The sequence below is a fragment of the Cellvibrio polysaccharolyticus genome (assembly GCF_015182315.1).
Lineage (GTDB): Bacteria > Pseudomonadota > Gammaproteobacteria > Pseudomonadales > Cellvibrionaceae > Cellvibrio > Cellvibrio polysaccharolyticus.
This window is the reverse complement of sequence record NZ_PRDL01000001.1, coordinates 2720329-2740645: the sequence shown is the minus strand read 5'-3', so window position 1 is coordinate 2740645 and position 20317 is coordinate 2720329. Positions and strand designations below refer to the sequence as shown.

The following is a 20317-nucleotide window of genomic DNA, read 5'->3' as shown; positions in this document are numbered from 1 at the left end:
TGGTCCTAATGAATAACCTGGCACTTATTATTCTCTGCCTTATTGTCGGGCTGGCGTTGCAGCGGGTGCGGCGCATGCCGGAAGACGCCTCTGTTTCGCTGAACATGTACGTTATTTATGTGGCTTTGCCTGCGTTAGTGCTGGCAGAAATTCCACGCTTGCAGATGAATGCCGAGGCATTGTTGCCGGTCTTTTTTGCGTGGGGCCTGATGGCTTTCAGTGCGGCCATCACCTGGTTTATTGCCCGTTTGGCGGGATGGTCACGCAGCATTACCGGCGTTTTGATGCTCACTGTTACGCTGGGCAATACCGGTTTTGTCGGCATCCCTTTGATTGAAGCGCACCTTGGCAGCCAGGCTATTCCTTACGCGATTCTTTATGATCAGCTGGGTACTTTTCTCGCCTTGAATACCATCGGTGTAATGATGGCGGTGAATTATTCCAGTGGAAATATCTCGCCCGCCAAATTGGCAAAATCTATTTTTACGTTTCCGCCTTTTATTATTTTAATGCTGGCTTTTCCGCTGTCGCTGTGGACTTACCCGGAGTGGCTGGAAACCTCGCTGGACCGGGTTGCGGCCAGCCTGGTGCCGGTTGTTATGGTGGCGGTGGGTTTGCAATGGCGCATGCGCCTGGACAGGGAATACTTGTCGCCGATGCTGATCGGACTGGTATTGATGCTGGTGGTAACGCCTGCGGTGGCGTTGGTGGTGATTAAAGCCATGGGCTTAAGCGGATTGGTCGCTAATGTCATTGTGCTGGAGGCAGCCATGCCCGCAATGATCTCGGCTGCGGTGTTGGCCATGAGCCACAACCTGGCACCACGGCTGGCATCGGCATTGACCGGTTACAGTTTGCTGGCTTCGCTGCTCACCGTCTGGATGTGGCGATTGCTGCTTACTCCTTGACCTGAGCAGTTTTGCCCACGGTTTTAATCGCCAGTGTATGAGCGGGCAACCAGCCGGCCATTTTTGGAAAGTAGCGCAAAAAGTGAAAAGCGATCACGATCAATGGTGCTCGCCACCAGTAGCCGCGCCGGGTGGTTTTCATATTCACCGGTTTGCAATGCGACTCCACCAGATCGGTTAAATGCTGATAAACCGTTTCATTAAATTCCCGGTTATTGATCATCAAATTGGCTTCAAGGTTGAGTGACAAACTCAAGGGATCAAGGTTGCTGGAGCCAACGGTGACCCATTGGTCGTCTGCCACGGCGATTTTTCCGTGCAAGGGGCGCTGGCAATATTCGTAAATTGTTACACCGGCGCGCATTAAATAACCGTACAACAAACGTGAACACATGGTCACCCAGGGCATATCGGGTTGGCCTTGAATGACCAGGGTTACTTTAACGCCGCGTTGGGCCGCGTTACGTAAGGCGCGCAGCAAATGATAACCCGGTAAAAAATAGGCGTTGGCAATAAACAAGCGCTGCTTTGAATTTCGGATAACACTCAAATAATGATCTTCAATACTGCGGCGATGACGTTGGTTGTCGCGCAGTGCCAGCAATGCCTGCATATCGCCGCAGGCTTCGGTAACGGGCGTCACCTCTGGCCGCGTATTATCCTGCTGCAAACCTTGCTGCAACAAATCAATGCAGGCCTTGTGAATGTCAGCGACCACTGGCCCTTCCACTTCGACGGTGTAATCCTGTTTTGCCATGGGGCCATAATCGCTGAGTTGGTCGGCGCAATAATTTATGCCGCCCACAAAAGCCAGCTTGCCATCTATTACAACCAGTTTGCGGTGCAACCGGCGAAACATATTCAGGCGTACCCCCATCAAATTCGGGGTAGGGTCAAACAGATGAAAATGTACTCCGGCGGCTATCATGTTTTCGACAAACGCGGTACTCAAATCCATGGTGCCGAAATCATCTACGGTAAAGTCTACGCGTACCCCGCGCTGTGCTGCATCAATGAGTGCGGTTTGTAATTCCTTGCCGACTTTGTCTTCCCACAAAATAAAAGTTTCAATAATCACTTCTTTTTGTGCGTGCCTTATCGCCTCAAAAACCCGAGGAAAAAATTCGTCGCCGTTGACCAGCAGGCTCACCCGGTTGTTATCCCGCCAATGAGGTTTTACAGCCGAATTTCTACGGCCAGCGGTGCGTGATCGGAAAGATGAGACCATGGTTTGTCACTTAGCACTTTAGGGTTATGGGCGGTTGCATTGCGCAGGTAAACACGATCAAGACATAAAAAGGGCCAGCGCGCCGGAAAGCTGCGCGCCGGTGCGCCGGTACAACTGACAAAAGCTTCTTCCATACCGCAACTGGCGAGGATGTCATCGGCGTTGCGTCGCCAGTCATTAAAGTCACCGGCGACAATCACCGGGTCATTTTCCGGAATGCTTTGCAGTAATTCACATAACAATTTCAATTGCTGGCGGCGGTGAGATTCGCGCAGCCCGAGGTGGCAACAAATTGCGTGCAATTCGCGTTGGCCGGGCACACGTAATATGGAATGCAACAGCCCGCGCTGTTCAATTTTTCCGATAGAAACATCCAGGTTCTGGTAGCTGATAATCGGGTATTTCGACAGCAGGGCATTGCCATGGTCACCATGCGGGTAAACCGCATTGCGGCCATAGGAATATTGCGTCCACATACTATCGGCAAGAAATTCGTATTGCGGGGTCTCCGGCCAGTTGGCATGACGGGAGGCATGCCGTTTATGAGTGCCCAGCACTTCCTGCAAAAATACAATGTCGGTAGATAGCTCCCGCACCGCTTCGCGCAGCTCGGGCAAAATAAATTTACGGTTAAACGATGTAAAACCCTTGTGGGTGTTGAGAGTCAGTAGGCGGAGCGTATGAACAGCGGGTTGGTCGGGAACCGGGGTGTCCAGTTCATTGGCATGAATCGCTAAAGTCATTCTCAAACTGCTCCCTGATCCGGCTTTATGGCCTGCCGGATATTGATTGAGTTTGTATGGAAATGGGTAAGATAACTATGGTGTTTTTCGCGGCAATTGCAAGTGAACCTCCTGGAAACTTGACGTGCATCATGTTGGGCTCCGCGTCCTTGCGGTTCATAGCGGGGAATTCAAGCGTTGGGGTTAGTGTGCTTGTGCTACACCTTGCAGCAGGGTGGCACTGGCGCGCTGGTTTTGGCCGCGGGCGATATTGCCCAAGGAAACCACCCCGACCAGACGTTTATCGCGGTTGAGTACCGGCAGGCGGCGCATTTGTATGCCGGCCATATTTTCTGCCACGTGCATAATGTCTTCATCCTCAAAGCAATAGTGAATTTCTGTGCTCATGATTCTGCCGACAGGCGTGTCATTGGGTAAGTCTTTTGCCACGGCGCGAACGGTAATGTCCCGGTCGGTAATCATACCTACCAGCCGATCATCTTCGTTGACCAATAGTGCACCTGTGTCCAGACTGGCCATTAAATGAGCCGCTTGCTGAATGGTTTCTTCGGGAGAAATCGTTTTAACTTTCTGCGTCATAAGATCGCGAATTTTCATCGTTGCCTCCAGTTGAAAGTGTGTGCTTGCAGAAATTCCGACTGGGGCCGGTTGCTGTGGTTCCTTAATAAGCCGCTGTTTGCCGATTGGTTCACAGGCAATAATTTTTTAAGAAGCTTTGATTAAAAGTGAGGGCGTGGTTAAAAGCAAAAGCAGTTAAAAGAAAGTGTAACAGAAGCCACTTAACAAAACGGCGGTTAACAGAAAGGCAGCTAAAAGAAAGGCAGTTAACAGAAAGGCATTAAAAAATTTAAAAGGCAGACCATTGAAACCGCCGTACTCAAAAGGCAAAGCAGTAAAGACTACAGGCGGGTTCAAGCGGTTCGTTTGAGGCTGCAATACATTCAAACGGCTCCGAAGAGCCGCGAGAATATAAACAGAATTACTGGTGCCAGAATGGCTGGCCAATGGTGGGTGTGCTGGGGCTGGCGGTTTGGCGTTTTTGCATCAGGCCAGCGCGAAAGGCTTTGCGGCCTGCATCAATTCCATCGGCAAATGCTTCAGCCATTAACGGCGGATTAATTGCTTTTGCTACCGCAGTGTTCAGCAAAATACCATCGAACCCCATCTCCATGGCTTCGGTCGCTTGCGACGGTGCGCCAAGGCCGGCGTCGATAATCATCGGCGTGTCCGGAAGACGTTCGCGCAGCGTGCGCAGGTTGTAGCGATTCAGTAATCCCTGGCCGGTACCAATGGGTGAGCCCCACGGCATAATCACCTGACAACCCACATCCAGCAACCGCTTGCAAAGAATCAAATCGTCAGTGCAATAGGGTAATACCGCAAAACCTTTTTTAATCAGAATATCGGCGGCTTCTACCAGCCCGAAAGGATCGGGTTGCAGGTTGTAATCGTCGCCGACCACTTCCAGTTTTATCCAATCGGTGTCAAACAATTCCCGCGACATTTCTGCCAGGGTTACTGCTTCTTTTACCGAGCGGCAACCGGCGGTGTTGGGCAGCAAGGTGCAACCGCTTTGTTGAATATATTGCCAGATCGCATCGCCATCGCGGTTGGCCGGGTTCTGGCGCCGCAGTCCCAGGGTTACAATGTCGCAACGCGATGCGGTAATGGCATCGCGCATAATTTGCGGTGATGCATAAAGTGCAGTGCCCAGCAAAAAGCGGCTGGAAAAAGATTTACCATACAGTGTTAATTCATCGCTCATATCAACCACCTCCTACCGGTTTGACAACATCCACCTCATCGTTATCGACCAACCGTTGTTCGGCATAGCGGGAGCGGGGGACAAATTCACCGTTGATGGCAACGGCTACGTTACCTTCACCAAAACCCCACTGTTCCAGCGCGAGGCTGAGTGGCGTTTCCGGTTCCAGCGAAACTTTTTCATTATTAAGGCTGAGTGTGATCATAAGCGCTGCGCAAATAAGAATTAAAAGGGGCATCGGCTGTATTAAGAATGGCGGCCATAACATTACAAACCACCGCCGGTGCCAGCAAATAACCGTGGCGGAATAAACCGTTAGCGGTAATGATGCCGTCGTTGACGACCACGCGCGGCATGTTGTTCATAAAGGCCGGGCGTAAATTTACACCGGTTTCTACAATGCGGGCTTCGGCAAAGGCCGGTGACAAGGTATAGAGCGCACTGCTCAACTCCAACGATGACTGCAAACTGATCGGTGTGCGATCTTCACTTTCTATTTGTGTGGCGCCGATCATAAAACGGTGATTCGGCTTGGGCACAATGTAGAGTTGATAGCGCGGGTGCATCAGGCGCACTGGCCGTTGCAATTGGATTTCACGGGTTTGTACATGCAGCGTTTCGCCGCGCACGCCACGTAATTCAGGCCATTCGCTGCGCGCGCCCAGGCCGCGACAATCAATTACCAGCGGGTAATTTTTCTCTTCGTGCTCCAGCACCAGCGTATGCGGTTTTACATGCAGCACCGGCGTGAACTCAAAGCATTGGCCGCCGAGCGCCTGAATGTCGGCGAACAGTTGATCCAGCAAGCCGCGATTATCCAGATGGCCTTCATTTTCCAGTAATAAACCCTGTTGAAAGCCGGGCTGTAAATCGGGTTCCAGCTGACGGATATCAGCACCGTTAACTGTACGATAACCCCCTTCACCGGGCAGAATATGGCGCAGTTCATGCTGAAATTGTTGCAGCTCGCTAACGTCTTGCGGGTGGGCGACAACCAGACTGCCCTGGCGATGAAATAACGGCGGTTGTTCCGGTGAGCGCTGCAAATCGGCAACCCATTGTTGCCATTGGTCGAGCGCGAACAGGCCCATGCGGTACACCGAATAATCGGATACCACCGCTTCGCTGTAAGGAGAAATCATCCCGGCGGCGGTAAACGCTGCGGCGGGAGAGGGGGTAAATGCACCGGCTTCGTAGAGGTGAACAGCAAAGCCTTTGCGCAATAATTGCCAGGCCAGTAACCGCCCCAGCAAACCGCCACCGGCGATTGCGATCAGCTTATTGGAATCGTGTGACACAGGTGTGCCTCGTAGCAACGGAGTTGGCGGAAAGACAGGCTGGCACACAAAGGGAGGGATGCCTTGTTCCCTCCGCAGGCGCTAACCTGATCAGGTTCTACGGGTTCGGCCGTACCGATCTCAGCCTCCGAATACTCAACCAGTACCAAGGCGCCCCGACAAGAGCGGCCAATATACTGATTGAGGCATGGGCTTGCAATTCCCCCGAAGGGGTTAACCCCTCAAAAGCGGGTCAGATACTGCGCTCGGCAAGGCTTTGCTGAACCTCGCACACCAGTTTTCCCTTGCCTAATGACGCAGTTACCACATCGCCCGGTTTGGTTTGGGCGCTGTCACGCAAAATATTGCCGTCGGCATCCTGCACCACCGCGTAGCCGCGCTCTAATGTATTCAACGGGCTGACGGTTTGCAGCACGCGTATATGGCTTGCCAGCGATTGTTGGCGTTGTTCCAGTTGGCGGGTCATGGATTGCTGCAGTTGTTGCCGGGCATCCTGCAAGCGGTTTTGCGCTGTTTGCAAGGCAAGTCGCGGGTGCAGGGGTTGCTGGCGAAGCACCAGCGCCTGCAGGCGATGACGGGCATCGTGCAGTTGATGTTGGATGCGGTGTTTCAGGCGTATCTCAAGGCTGTCCAGCCGTTGCGATTGCTGCTGCAGGCGTTCACCGGGATGGCGCAAGCGGCTGCGTAACCAGGCCAGTTTTTGGCGGTTGTGTTCAATCTTGCGCGTCAGTATTTCTTCAAGGGCAAATTCGTACTGGATAAAGTTTTCCAGCCACTTATCACCGTCCGGCGTCATCAGCTCTGCCGCTACGGAGGGCGTTGGCGCGCGCAAATCCGCGACAAAATCAGCGATGGTGAAATCCACTTCGTGGCCCACCGCGCTAACAATCGGCATGGCACTGGCATAAATAGCACGGGCGACCATTTCTTCGTTAAACGGCCAGAGGTCTTCCAGCGATCCACCGCCACGGGTTAACAGCAGCACGTCAAACAAACCGCTGCGGTTGGCAAGGTCAATGGCGCGCACAATTTGCGGTGCCGCCTCTTTGCCTTGTACGGGCACGGGCAGGATGGTGACCGGTATGGACGGAAAGCGGCGATTCAATACGCTCAGTACGTCCCGCACCGCTGCGCCGGTGGCAGAGGTAATCACACCGATATGGCGCGGCAGGGTGGGCAGGGGTTTTTTCACCGCTTGATCAAACAAACCTTCGGCGGCCAAACGGTTTTTCAGCTCTTCGTAGGCGCGTTGCAAAGCGCCGGTACCGGCTTCTTCCATATGCTCGGCAATCAGCTGATAGTCGCCACGGCCTTCGTACAAGCTGACTTTTGCCCGCAGGCGCACATGCTGGCCTTGTTGCGGGCGAAAGCGCACCAGCATATTGCGGTTGCGGAACATCGCGCAGCGCACCTGGGCCTGGTCATCTTTCAGGGTGAAATACCAATGGCCGGACGAGGGCAGTGAGACGTTGGACAGCTCGCCCTCCACCCATAAAAGTGACATATGGGTTTCCAGCAACTGCCTCGCCTTGCGGTTCAGCTGGCTGACAGAGAGGATATTGCGGTCGGGTTCGGGAAGGTCGTTGATATTCATGCAGGCGATTTTACGGTAAAACCGGTATTTATCCAGTGCTGTCATAGCGTGATTTAATGATCGTGAGAGATATCATTTATTTACCGAAACCGCGTAAGTCGTTATAATTCCGCGTTTCCTTACGCTCTGGAACGAGGTTGATATGTTGCGCATTGCCGAAGAAGCCCTCACATTTGATGATGTTCTGCTGGTGCCGGGGTATTCCGATGTCACGCCTAAGGATGTGTCACTGAAAACCCGCCTCACCAAAGCCATTCAGTTGAACATCCCGCTGATTTCGGCAGCCATGGACACAGTAACCGAAGCCCGCCTGGCAATTGCTATTGCCCAGGAAGGTGGTATCGGTATTATCCATAAGAGCATGCCCATTGAGCAGCAGGCGCATCAGGTGCGTCTGGTTAAAAAATTCGAAGCCGGTGTGGTGAAAGACCCGATTACTATCGAGTCTGGCGCTACTATCCGCGATCTTATTGCGCTGACCCGCAAACACAATATCTCCGGTGTACCGGTGCTGGATAAAGGCGACCTGGTTGGTATCGTAACCGGTCGTGACGTGCGTTTTGAATCCAATCTGGATGCGCTGGTTTCCAGCATCATGACCCCGAAAGACCAGCTGGTTACCGTTAAAGAAGGCGCTGCTACCAAAGAAGTGCAGAGCCTGCTGCACAAGCACCGCATTGAAAAAATTCTGGTCGTTAACGATAAATTCGAGCTGCGTGGCCTGATTACCGTTAAAGACATGAACAAAGCTGAAAAATACCCCAATGCCTGTAAAGACCCTGAAGGTCGTTTACGCGTAGGCGCCAGCGTGGGCACCAGCGCCGACACCGATGACCGCGTGGCGGCATTGATTGAAGCCGGTGTAGACGTGCTGGTGGTTGACACCGCCCACGGCCACTCCAAAAACGTACTGGATCGCGTGCGCAGCATCAAAACCAAATATCCCGAAGTGCAGGTTATCGGCGGCAACATCGCCACTGGCGACGCTGCCAAAGCGCTGGTTGAAGCCGGTGCTGACGGTGTGAAAGTGGGTATTGGTCCAGGTTCTATTTGTACTACCCGTATCGTCAGTGGTGTCGGTGTTCCGCAAGTCAGCGCCATTGCCAATGTCGTGGCTGCTTTGCAAGGCAGCGGTGTTCCGGTGATTGCCGATGGTGGTATTCGCTATTCCGGTGACATCGCCAAAGCGATCGTGGCCGGTGCCAGTGCGGTAATGATGGGTTCCATGTTTGCCGGTACTGAAGAAGCGCCGGGCGAAGTTGAGCTTTTCCAGGGCCGCACTTACAAAGCCTACCGTGGTATGGGTTCACTGGGCGCTATGGCGCAAACCCAGGGTTCCAGTGACCGTTACTTCCAGGACGCCAGCCAGGGTGCCGAGAAACTGGTGCCGGAAGGTATCGAAGGTCGCGTACCTTACAAAGGTTCTCTCACGGCTATCGTGCATCAAATGATGGGCGGTTTGCGTTCTGCCATGGGCTACACCGGCAGCAGCGATCTCGAAGTAATGCGCACCAAACCGCAATTTGTGCGGGTAACGTCAGCCGGTATGGGCGAAAGCCACGTGCATGATGTGCAAATTACCAAAGAAGCGCCGAACTACCCGATTAGTGGTGCATAAGCCGTTATTTGAATGACTGTTGATGAACTCGGGCTTGCCCGAGTTTTTCTTTTACAGCGTTTCCTTCTGTTTTTCTTTTTTATCGTTTCCGACCGCAGGAACCAGCATGACTCAAGACATTCACGCGCAACGCATTTTGATCCTCGACTTCGGATCGCAATACACCCAATTGATCGCCCGCCGTGTGCGCGAAATTGGCGTCTTCTCGGAAATCCGCGCCTTCGATATGGACGAAGCCGAAATTCGCGAATACAACCCCAGCGGTATTATTCTCGCGGGCGGCCCCGAATCTACCACCGAAGCCGGTTCACCGCGTGCACCGCAAGTTGTGTTTGATCTCGGCGTGCCGGTTTTGGGTATTTGCTACGGCATGCAAACCATGGCGATGCAAATGGGCGGCATGGTGGAATCTTCCAACATTCGTGAATTTGGCTACGCGCAAATCAAAGTAGAAGGCCAGGCCTCGCTGCTGCACGACATCAAAGACCATCTGGACACCGACGGCAGCGCATTGCTGGACGTATGGATGAGCCACGGTGACAAAGTAACTGTAATGCCGGAAGGTTTTGAATTGATGGCTTCCACGCCGTCTTGTGCTATCGCCGGTATGTATAACGAAGCGAAAAAATTCTACGGTGTGCAATTCCACCCGGAAGTAACCCACACGCTGCAAGGCAAGCGCATTGTTGAGCACTTCGTACTGCAATTGTGCGGTTGCGAACCGCTGTGGACGCCAGCCGCGATTGTTGAAGACGCCATCAAAAAAGTGCAAGAGCAAGTGGGTACCGACAAAGTGCTGCTTGGCCTGTCCGGCGGTGTAGACTCCTCAGTAGTTGCTGCACTCTTGCACCGCGCCATTGGCGACCAGCTTACCTGCGTATTTGTAGACAACGGTTTGTTGCGCAAAAACGAAGGCGACCAGGTGATGAAAATGTTCGCTGACAACATGGGCGTGCGTGTCATTCGTGCCGATGCAGAAGAACTTTTTCTCGGCAACCTGAAAGGCGAAAGCGACCCGGAGAAAAAACGTAAAATTATCGGTAATACCTTTATCGATGTGTTCGATGCAGAAGCCACCAAACTGAAAGACGTAAAATGGTTGGCACAAGGCACCATTTACCCGGACGTTATTGAATCGGCTGCTGGAAAAACCGGTAAAGCACATGTCATTAAATCGCACCACAACGTGGGCGGTTTGCCGGAAGATATGGCGTTCAAACTGGTTGAACCGCTGCGCGAATTATTTAAAGACGAAGTGCGCGCAATTGGTCTGGAACTCGGCCTGCCATACGACATGGTATACCGTCACCCATTCCCCGGCCCCGGTTTGGGCGTGCGCATTCTCGGTGAAGTGAAAAAAGAATACGCCGATATTCTGCGCGAAGCCGATGCCATCTTCCTCGAAGAATTACACGCTGCCGACTGGTACCACAAAACCAGCCAGGCGTTTGTTGTATTCCTGCCGGTTAAATCCGTTGGTGTAGTAGGCGATGGCCGCCGTTATGAGTGGGTAGTTTCCCTGCGCGCTGTAGAAACCATCGACTTCATGACCGCCCGCTGGGCGCACCTGCCATACGACCTGCTGGAAAAAGTCTCCAACCGCATCATCAACGAAATCAGCGGCATCTCGCGCGTTGCGTATGACGTGTCCAGCAAGCCGCCGGCTACGATTGAGTGGGAGTGATTGTGCATCTGGTAATTCCAGGTGATGAATAGAAAATCATACGAAAAGCCCTTGTTTTCAAGGGCTTTTTTATTTCTTTGTTGGGCCATGTTTGGCAGCGGAAGTAGTGCAACTATCAATCAGATACTAACGCTTACTTGTAAAGCCCGCATTTCCAATTTCAACAGGTAGTTATTCATATGGTAGTAAAAGCAGTAAGAAACGGCTTGGGCTTGGTTATTGTGTTTGTAAGCTGGCTTACCAATCCAAAGCCAATGAAACGTGCTGCGGCTGAGCAGGCGGATGCGCAGGCTAAAACGGAAGGTTTGGCGTTGTATCAGCGTTATGCGTGTCCTTTTTGTGTGAAAACTCGCCGTGCTATACATCGGTTGAATGTCAATATTGAGATCAGAGATATTAAAAATACGGTATATCGTGATGAATTAATCGCACAAGGCGGTCGTGTCATGGTGCCTTGCTTGCGTATTGAGGAGGGCGGTGAGGTGAAGTGGCTTTATGAATCTAACGATATTATTCAATTTTTAAATGCGCGGTTCGGCTAAGCCGCGCTTCGTACACAATACCTTCAACTCTTCATCCGGAATTTTATGCAGCTCATTGATATTGATAAGGCGCGTTATCAAAAACACTTGAAAATAGTGTTTATTAGCTGTGCCGCTTTCTTGGCAGTAAGCAGTTTGGCTGTGTCGCAAACGTTGATTGCGCTTTTCCCCGATGAAAGTGGCAGCCATTTTCATTGGAATTTGTTGGGTGTGGTAGTGAGTGCCTTTACTGTCGGTTGGCTGCTCAATAAGTATCGTCGTCACGATTTTATGCGTGAGGTTACCTATGTTTGGGAGTTGAAGCAGGCGTTGAATAAGATAACCCGCAAAATGCCAAAGCTCGAGAAAGCCGCGCTTGAGGGTAATAGAGATGCCTTGTTGGCGATGCAATACAGTTATGCCGGTTCGCGTTTTTTGTGGCAGCTGGACGACAATACCCTCACTCTGGATGAGTTGGCGATCAAGCAACTTGAGCTTGATCGCCTGGCAGAACAATTCGACGTAACCTTGACGGTAGCAGATTACGACGAGAAAATATTAGCTGCCTTTTAACACCTTCTATCACTGGGCTTACAGCAGTCCGGGAAGCCCCTATGAATCAACTTAAATACCTTGTTGGCTACCAAACGGAAACTATCCAACAAGTCCAAAAAATACTTGATGATGGAAGGTTGGGCGAAATTATTTTGAGCCGCTATCCCACGCCTCATGCGGTTCGCACTGACAAGCAACTCTATGATTACACCATGGATCTTAAAAGCAGGTTTCTGGGGAAATCCCAGCCATTAAGCCGCGTTACCTATGACTCAAAGATAAAAGTTATTCAGCACGCCCTGGGGCAACATCATTACATCACCAAAGCCCACGGCAACAAAACCAAAACCGTCAATGAGATCAAAATCGCAAGCGTATTCAAGAATGGGCCGGAAGCTTTTCTAAAAATGATAACGACCCATGAACTTGCCCACTTTCGAGAAAAAGAGCACAACAAAAGCTTCTATCAGCTATGCCGACATATGGAGCCGCAATACCACCAGTACGAGTTCGACCTGCGTCTGTATTTAACTTATCTGGATCTTTACGGAGATCTTTACTCGTAAGCAACGGGTTTAACCTTTGTGGCCAACTAATTCCATATGGCGCTTTAAACTTTTTCCGGCTATAGCGATGGGCTCCCGTCACTGAACTAATATGACCGCAGAAAGCTTTAGCGCCTTCTATCTCTGCCGTAACTGGCGGTTTTTCTGTCTCGTTTTTCTTTGAGTCGTGCCGCATCGGCCAAACTTAACTCGGCTGGTTCACCTGGTTTGTCGTCTTCAGGGATAACGCGATCTCTGGGGGCATATTCAAATTCTTGCGCGGATGCTTTGGGCAAGCTTTTATATTGATACAAATAAAAACCTTCTACTTTTTCTCTCGCCCAGTCGGTTTTTTTTAAAAATTTTACGCTGGACTCAATACTGGGGTTGGTTTTAAAACAGTTAATATTGAGGTAGGCGTAGAGGATTTCAAAACCATAATGATCGACTATTTCGTTTAATAACTTTACCAGGCTTAACCCGTGTAAAGGGTTGTTTTTAAAGTTGATGTCTTCGCTCATGGGATGGTCTGCTGCCAGGGTGGAATTATTTTTCATTATACATCTCGCTAGTAAAAAATCCGACCCTCTTTCAGGCTGACTTACTGATGCTATAAATCATCCTTATTATTTTGAGTATGTCCCCAGTAGTTGAGCAATGATATTGACTGCTCGGGGTATGTTGTCAGCAGTAGTATTTCCATAACCAATAATAAGCCCGGTATCGCAATGTGTTGGCTTCATAAAGAACGCTGAAAGTGCGTGAACTCCGATGCCTTTGGAGTGCGCCATTTTGGCTATTTTCATATCATCCAACCCTGTCGGCAGTTTTAGCGTTAAATGCATTCCGGCGCTACCGCCCAGGATTTTTTCTTGTGGAAAATGCGTTGCAAGGGCTTCATTTAGCACGTGTCGGCGTTCACGATAAAGGCGCCTCATCCGCCCAAGATGACGTCCGAATTCGCCACTGGTTATGAAATCCGAAAGCGCGAGCTGTTGGAGCTGATTTCCACCTTGCAGTAGCTCGGGAAGCACGCTTTGAGCTTCAAGCATCACGTTCTTCGGCAGCACAAGAAAGCCTATTCTCAAGGTGGGAAACATGGTCTTGCTGAATGAACCTATGTAGAAAACCGGGGCATCTTCTGTTAACCCCTGCATACTGGCAATAGGCTCACCCACATGTCGAAAATCCCCATCGTAATCGTCTTCGATAATCCAGGTACCGGATTCTTTGGCTCGAGTAATCAGCTCCATCCTGCGGGAGACTGACAAGACTGCTCCAGTGGGATATTGATGTGCGGGCGATGTATAAATCAGCTTTGGAGAATGTTTATGCCAGGCCCGCACCGGAATGGCAAGCCCTGCGTTATCCACGGGTATAGGCACAATGCGCAAATCATTTGCTTTGAAAACTGATCGGGCACCTTGATAGCCGGGATTTTCTATCCACACACTATCCCCGGCGTTGGTCATCAAGGTGACACATAATTCCAAAGCATGTCTTGCTCCTTCTGTAATGATGACCTGCGAAGCATCGCAACGTACCCCGCGGGCAATGTGCAAATGCATGGCGATAGCTTGGCGAAGAGAGGGCTCTCCCTGCGCTTCTTTGTATGCCAGCGAGCTGGTGCCTGTTTGCTTTATCGCACGCTCCAGTGAACGACGCCATGCAGCTAAGGGGAAATCCTTAAGAGACGGGATCCCCGGCGCCAACAGTGCTGTATGTGAGACAGGTTGAGAGTGAATTTCTTTAAAAGATTGCAAACGATGCGCCATAAGGACGGGTGTTGAATCGATCTTTGGAGTCTTGTTCGAGTGTTCTGCCGGGATGATTAATGAGGTTACCCATGAGCCTTGTCGATTAGCCGTGACATAGCCCTCTGCCATTAGATGCTCGTACGCCAGCATAACGGTATTTCGGGATACTCCCAGCTCTGTAGCCAGTAAGCGGGAAGGGACTAACCGGGAGCCAGCTGGCATTCGCCCCGACAGAATGGCTTGTTTTAACCGGTTTATCAGTTGTTTTTGCAAGGAAACGCGCTTACTCGTCTCGACATCTAGGGGGCCGATATTAATCATGAGGCTGGCACTATTAAATTGATGGCTTGTGGATCTTTTTATCATGCCATAAGTGGTTTAATTTGAGATCTTCTTTGATGCGAGCGGGTGAAGAATATGACAGAGCAATTGAATCAGTTTAAACAGCCTGTTGGCAAAGCTGTTCCTTGGAAAGCGGCGGAATTGCCCGGCAGCCAACCTCTTACAGGCCAACTTTGCAGGATAGAGCGTCTTGATATGGATCGTCACGCTGTGGATCTTTACCAGTCCTATCCGAGTGTGCCCGATGCGCGCCACTGGACGTATCTTCCCTACGGTCCGTTTGACACTCTGAATAGCTATCAGGATTTTTTAAGAACTATCGTGAAATCGAGTGACCCTTTGCACTATGCCGTAATCGATCTGGTTACTGGTAAAGCGGTAGGTACCTTCGCTTTAATGCGTATTGATGTGAAAAATGGGGTTGTTGAGGTTGGCCATGTAGTGTATTCACCCCGCATGCAACGTACATCCCTTTCCACAGAAACGATGTTCCTTCTATTGAAATATGTTTTTGAAGACCTGGGCTACCGTCGTTTTGAGTGGAAATGCGATTCGCTGAATGCCCCCTCGCGAACAGCAGCTCAACGCTACGGGTTTACCTTCGAGGGAATATTTCGTCAAGCCGCTGTTACTCGTGGAAGAAATCGTGATACCGCCTGGTATTCCATTATTGATAGCGAATATCAGGGTTTACGTAATGCTTACAGCCAATGGCTGTCGCCACTGAATTTTAATGATGAGGGGCATCAGATTAATAAGTTGAGCGACTTTATTGCACGTGAGCGTTTATTGATGGGGGATTAGATCCATTTGGCCTTATCGACGAACGTTATTGTGCTAATTTTTTAACTAAAAGAATAATTTTTTTAGAATTAAAAGTTCATCCTTCGTAACATTCTTGTAGTGATTATCACGATGATAAAAGCGTGGAGGCGCTCGACTCTTCAGCCTGGCTCCGCAAGCTCGCAATATCCCGCTTCGGTGGCGAACCAAATAACCGTGCATATTCCCGGCTGAATTGTGATGGGCTTTCGTAGCCGACATGAAAAGCGGCGCTGGCGGCGTCGAGGTGCTCGTTGAGCATCAGGCGTTTTGCTTCGCTGAGTCGTAACCACTTTTGATATTGCAGCGGGCTCATGGCGGTGAGGTGGCGAAAGTGGTGGTGGAAGGTGGGCGCGCTCATTTGTACGCGGGCGGCAAGTTCTTCAACCCGAAAAGACGTTGAGTAATTCAATTTCAGCCAGTCGATGGCTTTGGCAACGCGATGGCCTTGGGAATCAATAGCGGCGATTTGCCGCAGCATGGCGGTTTGGTCGCTGAGTAATAACCGGTAGTGAATTTCCCGATGCAGCAACGGGCTTAATACTGGAATCGCGTCCGGTTCTTCCAATAAACCCAGCAACCGCTCAAAGGGGTCAAGCAAACTTTCCGTTACTGTACCAATCCCTACACTTTTGGTAGCCGCTCGCTCACGCATGGCGGGCAGGCCGCCCTGAGCAACCAGCTCGGCCAGTACGCGCAAATCCAGTTTATAGGTAAACCCCAGACATGGCTTTTCCGGGCTGGCTTCTATCACAGCAGAGTTCGCGGGCAGGTCTACCGAGGTGAGCAAGAAGCGCCATGGGCTGTAGGGGTAACTTTCTCCGCCCACCAACATTTCCTTCGCACCCTGGGCTATAAACACAATGCTGGGCGGAACCATGCAGGTTTTTGGCGGGGCAGGTTCATTGCGTCGGTACAAACCCAGATCAGCAATAGGTGTGGCGTAATCCCCGGTGTCTTTGGTGAAGGCCTGAATGATGCGAACCAGCTTGTCATGCTGTGCGGGTTTGGGGCTTTCCATCGAGCCTTCTCCAGAGGGCGTAGTCATTTCATGGTGGAAGAGAACTCTACTCGCCCGGCCTGAGGGCTGTCTATCATTTGGACGAACTGGCAGAGAATCAGGCAAGAAAACCACAGGAATGATCTATCGGTTTGGCGGATGCCTCCGGAAAATGAGGTTCATTGAATTTTCTTTGGAGACGTTTTGTATGGATCAAAAGACCTTGCCTCGCTGTATTTTAAAGCCTCTAACTACCAGCGTTGGAAAATCCCTTGCCCTTGTAATGCTGCTCTGCGCGGGCGCGCCCTCTGTGGTGTACGCGGCAGAAAATACTGCTACCGCTAACCTTACGGCACCTCCTTATATAGCCCGTACCTCTGCTGCGATGATGACACTTTTCCATTTTAAAGCGGACGACGTGCAAAAACTGCTTCCTGACGGCGTAACGGTAAAAAGTGATGCCAATGGCCAAGTAATTGGCGGCATTGAGATGTATACCACTGACCAGGCTTACGGTGTGGCCAACTACACACTGGCTTTCTTTTTCGTTCAGGTAAGAGGGGTTGAAAATAATGCCGCTGAAGACGGTAACTGGGTCGTGTGGGGCAAGGTGGATAACAACTCAGCCTTGCAAGGATTCACCGGATTTTACAATTATCCCTATGTAATTGATAAAGATGTGTCGGTGAAACGTGATGGTAGTGAGGCGCTGGCGGTATTTGATAAAGACGGTCAGGAAGGCTTCAAACTGGAATTGAAAATAAAAACCGATAAACCATTTGCAGGTGAAGGGCTTGCCAACAGTTACAGCCAATTACCGGACGGAAAAATTATCAAGTCAGAAATTCCATGGTTAGCCACCGGCAACGAAGCGGAAGTTGTTTCATTCACGGTGAATGCCGGCGATAACTCCGTGCTTAAGACCTTGCAACAAGGCAAAGCCTTTTATGCAGGTGTTAGCAACAATGCATTCAGTTACTCAGCTCCAGTGCCTGTAACAAAATAACAGCCTTCATCTAAAACGCTGTGTCACCTGGCAAATGGGAAATTGACTGACAACTCCATATGATCGGGCAAGAAAACCACAGAAATGCTCTACCGATTGAATGATTGATACCGGGAAAATGACTAATCATTTTTTCGGCTCAGCTACAGGATTAAGGTAACACTATGTTTGTATATGCCTACGGTGCCCATGCGGGCGATAAACCTCTTGAACCTATGCGCATTACCCGCCGTGAACCCGGCGCACATGATGTTCAAATTGATATCGCCTATTGCGGTATTTGCCATTCCGACCTGCACCAGGTTCGTGCCGAGTGGCAGGGCACACAATTTCCTTGCGTGCCCGGTCATGAAATTGTCGGGCGGGTTTCTGCTGTAGGGGCAGAGGTTTCCGGTTTCAAAACTGGTGATCTGGTTGGTGTAGGTTGCATCGTCGATAGCTGCAAACATTGTGACGAGTGCCACGATGGTTTGGAGAATTATTGCGACGGCATGGTCGGCACTTATAACTATCCCACGCCAGACAACCCCGGCTGGACGCTTGGTGGTTACTCACAAAAAATCGTCGTACATCAACGTTATGTATTGCGTATTCGCCATTCCGAAAATGAACTGGCTGCGGTAGCGCCGCTGCTTTGCGCGGGTATCACCACTTATTCACCTTTGCGCCATTGGAATGCCGGTCCTGGCAAAAAAATCGGCATCGTGGGTATTGGCGGGTTAGGGCACGTTGGTATCAAGCTGGCGCATGCACTGGGGGCTTATGTGGTTGCCTTTACGACCACTGAGGCAAAACGCGAAGAAGCCAAATTACTCGGTGCCAATGAAGTGGTGGTATCCAATAATTCTGCAGAGATGGAGCAGCACGCAAAAAGTTTCGATTTGATTTTAAATACCGTTGCAGCGCCGCATGATCTGGATGCTTTTCTGGTTCTTCTCAAACGTGATGCAGTATTAACACTGGTGGGCGCACCGGCTTCGCCGCATCCATCCCCCAATGTTTTTAATTTGATTATGAAGCGCCGCTGGATTGGTGGTTCGATGATTGGCGGTATCGCCGAAACCCAGGAGATGCTGGATTTTTGTGCCGAGCACAATATCCTTGCGGATATCGAATTGATTCGCGCGGATGAAATTAATAAAGCCTTTGATCGCCTCGTTAAAGGCGATGTGAAGTACCGGTTCGTTATTGATAACGCCACTCTGGCTTGCAACCCTTAAGCAAGGAGATTTTTATGAGAAAGATATTCTGTGCGCTGGCAATTATGGCGAGTTCAGTTACTGCAGTGGGTGCCGACTTATCCAATGGTGCGGATAACTTCTTCCAAAGCGATAAAGTGACCACGCAAAAGGTCGCTTTCAATAATCAATATAAAATGAAGGTGGTGGGCAACCTTTACGTTCCGAAAAACCACAAAGCAAATACAAAAAGCCCTGCGATTATCGTGGGCCATCCTATGGGAGCGGTGAAAGAGCAAAGCTCCAATCTTTACGCACAAAAGTTGGCCGAGCAAGGCTTCGTTACCTTGTCGATAGATTTATCATTCTGGGGCGAGAGCGACGGTGAGCCCGGTCATTTGGTATCCCCTGAAATTTACAGCGATGACCTTTAGTGCAGCAGTGGATTTTTTAAGCCCCCAGTCTTTGGTTAACCGCGACCAAATCGGCGTGTTGGGTATTTGCGGTAGCGGAAGTTTTGCCATCAGCGCGGCGAAAATTGATCCGCGCATGAAAGCCATCGCCACTTGCTACCGGGGACGCTGCGTATTCAAAAGAATTCAGCGAAAAGGCCTGCCGACTTGCTGGCGAACCCAAACCATTGCTTATTATTCCAGGCGCTGGCCACGTGGATCTTTACGACCGCGTGAGCCTCATCCCTTTCGACAAGTTAACCGCCTTTTTCAGTACTAACTTGAAGTAAGTGCAAAGCTGGGGCGCTGTGTTTTCGATATCGCTCGTTGCGTTTGTGCGGGTGGCATCGGAATTTGCTGGTCGTCCAGACCTCACATTGTCTGCTCGCGCCGCCATTGTCCCGGTGACATACCGGTTGCAACCTTGAACGCGCGGCTGAGTGCGATGTCACTGCCATATCCCGTTTGCTCTGCCGCCGTGGTGATTGATTGGCCGGAGGCAAGGATGAGTTTTGCCTGATAAATGCGCCAGGTCGCAATGTAAGTCAGAGGCGGTATACCGACAACCGACTTGAACAGTGCAGCAAAGGTGGAGCGCGACATACTTGCACTGCGAGCCAGTTGATCGAGTGTCCACGGATGGGCAAGATCGGCGTGGATTCGGTGCAGTGTTTGCGACAGTTGGCGATGTGTCAGCCCGGCGAGCCAACCTTCCGGCATATTGCCCTCGGCGCTTGCCCAGGTTCTGATCGCCTGGATAAACAACACATCAAGCAGTCGGCCAACAACATACGAGCCGCCCAGCGATTCATGCGCCTCTTCTATTCCGATCTGCTCCAGTATTGAAACCATTCTCCCTGCATCTGATTCCGGCATGGCGACCTGCACAACATCCGGCAATAGTGCTGAAAGGGGTTCCCCTGCTGCGTGGTCAAAGCTGAACAATGTCGAGAAAAACTCGCAGGCTTCACCGTCTCCGCCAAAGGAAACGGCCTCGCCAGTAACATGGTCGGCAATATGCCAGCAAGGCACGGCAACCCGATCCGGCGCATCACCCAAAATACCCATTACCCCTTGTTTGATGATGAGGCAATCGCCTTGCTGGACGACCACGGGCGGATACCCGGCGTGGGTAAACCAACCTCGCCCCTTGGCGATGACGACAAGCCGGGCCTGGGCGCCGCTATCGAATGATATGGCCCACGGCGCATGGGCCTGCATGCGCACGAAGAGTGAGCTTCGGATTTGCATAGCGCTGAGGACGGAATCAAATGGATGCATGAAAATCTCGGACGATGGGT

21 protein-coding genes and 1 riboswitch are annotated in these 20317 nt (G+C 51.0%); of the genes, 10 read left to right on the top strand and 11 right to left on the bottom strand.

The window, feature by feature from the left end:
- Window positions 1-8 precede the first annotated feature (8 nt).
- Complete coding sequence (locus tag C4F51_RS11745; RefSeq protein ID WP_193910019.1) at window positions 9-908, top strand: AEC family transporter; 900 nt, start codon at window positions 9-11, stop codon at window positions 906-908.
- On the opposite strand, the gene clsB is transcribed toward C4F51_RS11745, so the two are convergent.
- From clsB to xseA, 7 genes are all read right to left on the bottom strand, one after another.
- On the bottom strand, window positions 898-2136 hold the full coding sequence (clsB, locus tag C4F51_RS11740) for a cardiolipin synthase ClsB (protein ID WP_193910017.1): 1239 nt from the start codon (window positions 2134-2136) through the stop codon (window positions 898-900). The two genes, C4F51_RS11745 and clsB, sit on opposite strands and share 11 nt — an antisense overlap.
- Window positions 2085-2879 (bottom strand): endonuclease/exonuclease/phosphatase family protein, encoded by a 795-nt coding sequence (locus C4F51_RS11735; RefSeq protein WP_193910015.1) that lies wholly within the window; start codon window positions 2877-2879, stop codon window positions 2085-2087. The genes clsB and C4F51_RS11735 overlap by 52 nt, the downstream gene beginning before the upstream one ends.
- A 183-nt stretch (window positions 2880-3062) precedes the next feature.
- The gene (locus tag C4F51_RS11730; protein WP_193910013.1) at window positions 3063-3476 is read right to left on the bottom strand and encodes a CBS domain-containing protein; all 414 of its coding nucleotides are present in this window, start codon (window positions 3474-3476) and stop codon (window positions 3063-3065) included.
- Window positions 3477-3858: 382 nt separating this feature from the next.
- Complete coding sequence (locus C4F51_RS11725) at window positions 3859-4644, bottom strand: thiazole synthase (protein ID WP_193910011.1); 786 nt, start codon at window positions 4642-4644, stop codon at window positions 3859-3861.
- A 1-nt stretch (window position 4645) separates the two neighbouring features.
- The gene (thiS, locus tag C4F51_RS11720) at window positions 4646-4849 is read right to left on the bottom strand and encodes a sulfur carrier protein ThiS (protein ID WP_193910009.1); all 204 of its coding nucleotides are present in this window, start codon (window positions 4847-4849) and stop codon (window positions 4646-4648) included.
- On the bottom strand, window positions 4830-5942 hold the full coding sequence (locus C4F51_RS11715) for an FAD-dependent oxidoreductase (protein ID WP_193910007.1): 1113 nt from the start codon (window positions 5940-5942) through the stop codon (window positions 4830-4832). The genes thiS and C4F51_RS11715 overlap by 20 nt, the downstream gene beginning before the upstream one ends.
- 50 nt (window positions 5943-5992) lie before the next feature.
- Window positions 5993-6110: riboswitch (TPP riboswitch) on the bottom strand.
- A gap of 64 nt (window positions 6111-6174) precedes the next feature.
- Window positions 6175-7536 (bottom strand): exodeoxyribonuclease VII large subunit, encoded by a 1362-nt coding sequence (gene xseA / locus C4F51_RS11710; RefSeq protein WP_193912550.1) that lies wholly within the window; start codon window positions 7534-7536, stop codon window positions 6175-6177.
- Between the two features lie 142 nt (window positions 7537-7678).
- On the opposite strand from xseA, the gene guaB reads away from it, so the two are divergent.
- From guaB to C4F51_RS11685, 5 genes are all read left to right on the top strand, one after another.
- A complete protein-coding gene (gene guaB, locus C4F51_RS11705) occupies window positions 7679-9154 on the top strand; it encodes an IMP dehydrogenase (protein ID WP_193910005.1) in 1476 nt (491 codons plus the stop codon).
- A 106-nt stretch (window positions 9155-9260) separates the two neighbouring features.
- Window positions 9261-10838, top strand: coding sequence for a glutamine-hydrolyzing GMP synthase (gene guaA, locus C4F51_RS11700; protein WP_193910004.1), 1578 nt, complete (start codon window positions 9261-9263; stop codon window positions 10836-10838).
- Window positions 10839-11017: 179 nt separating this feature from the next.
- Entirely contained in the window at window positions 11018-11380 is a 363-nt protein-coding gene (locus C4F51_RS11695; protein WP_193910002.1) for a glutaredoxin family protein, read from the top strand.
- Window positions 11381-11425: 45 nt separating this feature from the next.
- Window positions 11426-11932, top strand: a complete 507-nt coding sequence (locus C4F51_RS11690) for a DUF3087 domain-containing protein (protein WP_193910000.1) — start codon at window positions 11426-11428, stop codon at window positions 11930-11932.
- Window positions 11933-11973: 41 nt separating this feature from the next.
- A complete protein-coding gene (locus C4F51_RS11685) occupies window positions 11974-12480 on the top strand; it encodes a YgjP-like metallopeptidase domain-containing protein (protein WP_193909998.1) in 507 nt (168 codons plus the stop codon).
- A gap of 107 nt (window positions 12481-12587) precedes the next feature.
- Here the strand turns inward: C4F51_RS11685 and C4F51_RS11680 are convergent, their stop codons facing one another.
- Both C4F51_RS11680 and pdxR read right to left on the bottom strand, forming a co-directional pair.
- Entirely contained in the window at window positions 12588-12980 is a 393-nt protein-coding gene (locus C4F51_RS11680) for a VF530 family protein (RefSeq protein ID WP_193909996.1), read from the bottom strand.
- Between the two features lie 105 nt (window positions 12981-13085).
- Window positions 13086-14537 carry a MocR-like pyridoxine biosynthesis transcription factor PdxR gene (gene pdxR, locus C4F51_RS11675; protein WP_193909994.1) on the bottom strand — a complete coding sequence of 484 codons (1452 nt, stop codon included), beginning with the start codon at window positions 14535-14537 and terminating at the stop codon, window positions 13086-13088.
- A gap of 96 nt (window positions 14538-14633) precedes the next feature.
- Between pdxR and C4F51_RS11670 the strand changes: the two genes are divergently transcribed.
- On the top strand, window positions 14634-15362 hold the full coding sequence (locus tag C4F51_RS11670; RefSeq protein WP_193909992.1) for a GNAT family N-acetyltransferase: 729 nt from the start codon (window positions 14634-14636) through the stop codon (window positions 15360-15362).
- Window positions 15363-15468: 106 nt separating this feature from the next.
- Here C4F51_RS11670 and C4F51_RS11665 read toward each other — a convergent pair whose 3' ends face one another.
- Window positions 15469-16401 carry an AraC family transcriptional regulator gene (locus C4F51_RS11665; RefSeq protein WP_193909990.1) on the bottom strand — a complete coding sequence of 311 codons (933 nt, stop codon included), beginning with the start codon at window positions 16399-16401 and terminating at the stop codon, window positions 15469-15471.
- Between the two features lie 118 nt (window positions 16402-16519).
- Between C4F51_RS11665 and C4F51_RS11660 the strand changes: the two genes are divergently transcribed.
- From C4F51_RS11660 to C4F51_RS18185, 3 genes are all read left to right on the top strand, one after another.
- Complete coding sequence (locus tag C4F51_RS11660) at window positions 16520-17386, top strand: hypothetical protein (protein WP_193909988.1); 867 nt, start codon at window positions 16520-16522, stop codon at window positions 17384-17386.
- Window positions 17387-17550: 164 nt separating this feature from the next.
- Entirely contained in the window at window positions 17551-18606 is a 1056-nt protein-coding gene (locus C4F51_RS11655) for an NAD(P)-dependent alcohol dehydrogenase (protein ID WP_193909986.1), read from the top strand.
- A gap of 14 nt (window positions 18607-18620) precedes the next feature.
- On the top strand, window positions 18621-18998 hold the full coding sequence (locus tag C4F51_RS18185) for an alpha/beta hydrolase (RefSeq protein WP_235992325.1): 378 nt from the start codon (window positions 18621-18623) through the stop codon (window positions 18996-18998).
- Between the two features lie 390 nt (window positions 18999-19388).
- Here C4F51_RS18185 and C4F51_RS11645 read toward each other — a convergent pair whose 3' ends face one another.
- Window positions 19389-20297: an AraC family transcriptional regulator gene (locus tag C4F51_RS11645; protein ID WP_193909983.1), complete on the bottom strand. Its 909-nt coding sequence runs from the start codon at window positions 20295-20297 to the stop codon at window positions 19389-19391.
- Window positions 20298-20317: the final 20 nt, after the last annotated feature.

Coding starts and splice junctions, on each gene's coding strand:
- guaA (WP_193910004.1), top strand. CDS start 9,261: ATGACTCAAGACATTCACGCGCAACGCATTTTGATCCTCGACTTCGGA.
- C4F51_RS11645 (WP_193909983.1), bottom strand. CDS start 20,297: ATGCATCCATTTGATTCCGTCCTCAGCGCTATGCAAATCCGAAGCTCA.
- thiS (WP_193910009.1), bottom strand. CDS start 4,849: ATGATCACACTCAGCCTTAATAATGAAAAAGTTTCGCTGGAACCGGAA.
- C4F51_RS11660 (WP_193909988.1), top strand. CDS start 16,520: ATGATCTATCGGTTTGGCGGATGCCTCCGGAAAATGAGGTTCATTGAA.
- C4F51_RS11670 (WP_193909992.1), top strand. CDS start 14,634: ATGACAGAGCAATTGAATCAGTTTAAACAGCCTGTTGGCAAAGCTGTT.
- C4F51_RS11655 (WP_193909986.1), top strand. CDS start 17,551: ATGTTTGTATATGCCTACGGTGCCCATGCGGGCGATAAACCTCTTGAA.
- C4F51_RS11730 (WP_193910013.1), bottom strand. CDS start 3,476: ATGAAAATTCGCGATCTTATGACGCAGAAAGTTAAAACGATTTCTCCC.
- C4F51_RS11680 (WP_193909996.1), bottom strand. CDS start 12,980: ATGAGCGAAGACATCAACTTTAAAAACAACCCTTTACACGGGTTAAGC.
- xseA (WP_193912550.1), bottom strand. CDS start 7,536: ATGAATATCAACGACCTTCCCGAACCCGACCGCAATATCCTCTCTGTC.
- C4F51_RS11695 (WP_193910002.1), top strand. CDS start 11,018: ATGGTAGTAAAAGCAGTAAGAAACGGCTTGGGCTTGGTTATTGTGTTT.
- C4F51_RS18185 (WP_235992325.1), top strand. CDS start 18,621: ATGAGAAAGATATTCTGTGCGCTGGCAATTATGGCGAGTTCAGTTACT.
- C4F51_RS11735 (WP_193910015.1), bottom strand. CDS start 2,879: ATGACTTTAGCGATTCATGCCAATGAACTGGACACCCCGGTTCCCGAC.
- C4F51_RS11725 (WP_193910011.1), bottom strand. CDS start 4,644: ATGAGCGATGAATTAACACTGTATGGTAAATCTTTTTCCAGCCGCTTT.
- C4F51_RS11685 (WP_193909998.1), top strand. CDS start 11,974: ATGAATCAACTTAAATACCTTGTTGGCTACCAAACGGAAACTATCCAA.
- pdxR (WP_193909994.1), bottom strand. CDS start 14,537: ATGATTAATATCGGCCCCCTAGATGTCGAGACGAGTAAGCGCGTTTCC.
- clsB (WP_193910017.1), bottom strand. CDS start 2,136: ATGGTCTCATCTTTCCGATCACGCACCGCTGGCCGTAGAAATTCGGCT.
- C4F51_RS11665 (WP_193909990.1), bottom strand. CDS start 16,401: ATGGAAAGCCCCAAACCCGCACAGCATGACAAGCTGGTTCGCATCATT.
- guaB (WP_193910005.1), top strand. CDS start 7,679: ATGTTGCGCATTGCCGAAGAAGCCCTCACATTTGATGATGTTCTGCTG.
- C4F51_RS11690 (WP_193910000.1), top strand. CDS start 11,426: ATGCAGCTCATTGATATTGATAAGGCGCGTTATCAAAAACACTTGAAA.
- C4F51_RS11745 (WP_193910019.1), top strand. CDS start 9: ATGAATAACCTGGCACTTATTATTCTCTGCCTTATTGTCGGGCTGGCG.